This window comes from Streptomyces sp. HSW2009 (genome assembly GCF_040240285.1).
Classification (GTDB): domain Bacteria; phylum Actinomycetota; class Actinomycetes; order Streptomycetales; family Streptomycetaceae; genus Streptomyces.
The window spans coordinates 1-2,157 of record NZ_JBEHZD010000865.1 but is presented as its reverse complement, the minus strand read 5'-3'; the positions used below and the strand labels follow the sequence as shown (position 1 = coordinate 2,157).

General features: G+C 77.3%; 2 protein-coding genes and 1 pseudogene. All 3 read right to left on the bottom strand.

The genetic code is table 11. From position 1 onward, the window contains the following. The coding region (locus tag AAHZ94_RS33035; protein ID WP_349997394.1) for a cobyrinic acid a,c-diamide synthase CobB at nt 1–1,090 on the bottom strand (1,090 nt) is incomplete at its 3' end. Beyond that, nucleotides 1,084–1,680: a cob(I)yrinic acid a,c-diamide adenosyltransferase gene (cobO, locus tag AAHZ94_RS33030; protein ID WP_349997393.1), complete on the bottom strand. Its 597-nt coding sequence runs from the start codon at nt 1,678–1,680 to the stop codon at nt 1,084–1,086. The genes AAHZ94_RS33035 and cobO, both read right to left, overlap by 7 nt. Then, nucleotides 1,680–2,157: pseudogene (locus AAHZ94_RS33025) on the bottom strand (hypothetical protein); the annotation flags it as partial. The gene cobO and the pseudogene AAHZ94_RS33025, both read right to left, overlap by 1 nt.

Genomic DNA, 2,157 nt, shown 5'->3' with positions numbered 1-2,157 from the left:
GCGGGGGGTCGACGTTCAGGACGGCGGCACGGGCGGGGGTCAGCAAGTCGGGGGGTCCGGGGTCCGTTATGTTCCCCGCGGAGCCGCGGGCTAGGGCGACCACCGGCCGCGCCCCGGCCCCCGGCGCTTCCGGACCCGCGTTCCCACCCGTGTGCGCGCCCTGCGCCGCGCCCTGCGCTCCGTGGCGCGCGGCGGACGCCCCGTACGTCAGACCGGGCGCGCCGTTCCCGTCTCCCGGGCCGGCCGCGCCGTGCTCCGCACCGGCCGCCGCAGCCCCCGCGCCCGACGGCCGCCCGGCCGCCCCGGGCCCTGCCGCCACCGCAGCCCCGAGCCCCGCCTCGTACAGCGCATCCGCCGGGTCCCAGGCCCCGCCGGGCAGGGCCGGTGCCGAGCGGGCCAGTTCCAGCAGGCCGGGCAGGTCGCAGCCGGCGCGTACCCGGTCGGCCAACTCCGCCACCGCGGCCACCGCGTCCGCCCGCCGCTCGGCCACCGGCACCAGGCCCAGGTGGCGGCTCGGGGTGTGCACGGCCTCGGCCCGGCGCAGTGCGCCGAAGACCGGCACGCCGACCTCGGTCAGCGCCTCGCGCAGCAACTCCTCGTGCCGGTCGGAGCCGACCTTGTTGAGCACCACGCCCGCGAGCCGCACCTCCGGGTCCCAGGAGGCGAAGCCGTGCACCAGGGCCGCCACCGAACGCGACTGCGACGAGGCGTCCACGACCAGTACCACCGGCGCCCGCAACACCTTGGCGACCTGCGCCGTCGAGGCCAACTCGCCCTGCCCCGCGGCCCCGTCGTACAGCCCCATCACCCCTTCGACCACGGCCAGGTCGGCGCCCCGCGCGCCGTGCGCGAACAGCCCGGGCAGCAGATCCGGGCCGCACAGGTAGGCGTCCAGGTTGCGGCCGGGGCGGCCGGTGGCCAGGGCGTGGTAGCCGGGGTCGATGTAGTCGGGTCCCACCTTGTGCGGCGAGACGGCCAGGCCGCCCGCGGCGAACGCGGCCATCAGGCCGGTCGCCACGGTCGTCTTGCCGCTGCCGGAGGCGGGCGCCGCGATCACCAGACGGGGCACGGCGGTCGCAAGGGTCACCACTCGATGCCCCGCTGGCCCTTCTGCCCCGTGTCCATCGGGTGCTTGACCTTGGACATGTCGGTGACCAGATCGGCGAAGTCGATCAGCGGCTGCGGCGCGTTGCGGCCGGTGATCACCACGTGCTGGGTGCCGGGCCGGTCCCGCAGCGCGGCCACCACCTCGTCGGTGTCCACCCAGCCCCAGTGCATCGGGTACGCGAACTCGTCCAGCACGTACAGCCGGTAGGTCTCCGCCGCCAGATCCCGCTTGACCTGCTCCCAGCCCTCGCGCGCCGCCTCCTCGCTGGAGGCCAGGTCGCGCTGGACCCACGACCAGCCCTCGCCCATCTTGTGCCAGGCGACCGAGCCGCCCTCGCCGGAGTCGCCGAGCACCCGCAGCGCCCGCTCCTCGCCGACCTTCCACTTCGCCGACTTCACGAACTGAAACACCCCGACCGGCCAGCCCTGGTTCCAGGCCCGCAGCGCGAGCCCGAAGGCGGCCGTCGACTTGCCCTTGCCGACACCGGTGTGCACGAACACCAGCGGCCGGTTACGGCGCTGACGCGTGGTGAGCCCGTCCTCGGGCACCACCGAAGGCTTTCCCTGTGGCATTACGCAACCCTCTCCGTGCTGTCGATCCGCGTGCTGTCGATCCGCTGCCCCGCCCAGGCGCCCCGCTGGCGCTGCCGGTGTGCCGCGGCCGGGTGTTCCCCGCGGGCCGCCCCGCCGTCCCGGGCCGCGCGGGCCCCGCGGACCAGCGCCGTCACGCTGTCGGCGCGCAACTCCTCCAGCGTCACCGCTGGGCCGCGCAACACCTGCGCGAGCTGCGCCGCGAGCCCGAGCCGTACCAGCCCCGATTCGCAGTCCACCACCACCGACGCCACCCCGTCGGCCGCGAGCAGCCCCGCCGCCCGGGCGGCCTCGGGCCCCCGCGGCGTGCCCCCCGGGGGGCCGGCGGGGGCGGGGGGGGGGCGGCCCCCCCGCCCCCCCCCACCCCCCCCGCCCCGGGGGGGGCCCGCGACCCGGTGCCGGTGCGCGCCGCGGCCGGCACCAAGGTGGCGTTCCTGACCAGCTTCGTGCCGGGCAAGG